Below are 272 nucleotides of genomic sequence, written 5' to 3'. Positions count from 1 at the left end.
GCCTTCGCGATAGCGGTCGACCACCAGCGCTTGCCAGATGGCGGCGGCGGAACAGACGCCGACGGCCTGAATAAAGCGCAGGATCCAGAGCTGCACGGCGTTCTCCACCCACAGCATGCCCAGGCAGCCGAGGGCGAACAGCGTCAGGCCGATCAATAATACCGGTTTGCGGCCCAGGCGGTCGGAGAGCGGCCCCCACAGCAGCTGCGCGAAGGCGAAGCCGGCCAGGAAGATGCTCAGGCTGGCGCTGACCGCGCCGGCGGAAATTTGCA

At 66.9% G+C, this 272-nt stretch carries 1 protein-coding gene; it reads right to left on the bottom strand.

Annotated elements, in window-relative coordinates; genetic code table 11:
* Positions 1 to 272, bottom strand: a 272-nt coding sequence (locus MN199_RS14740; protein WP_335739915.1) for an MFS transporter, incomplete at both ends; no start/stop codon positions are given.

Source organism: Rheinheimera metallidurans (assembly GCF_036983985.1).
In the GTDB taxonomy this organism is placed as follows: Bacteria; Pseudomonadota; Gammaproteobacteria; order Enterobacterales; family Alteromonadaceae; genus Alishewanella; species Alishewanella metallidurans.
This window is presented reverse-complemented; position numbering and strand designations above follow the sequence as displayed.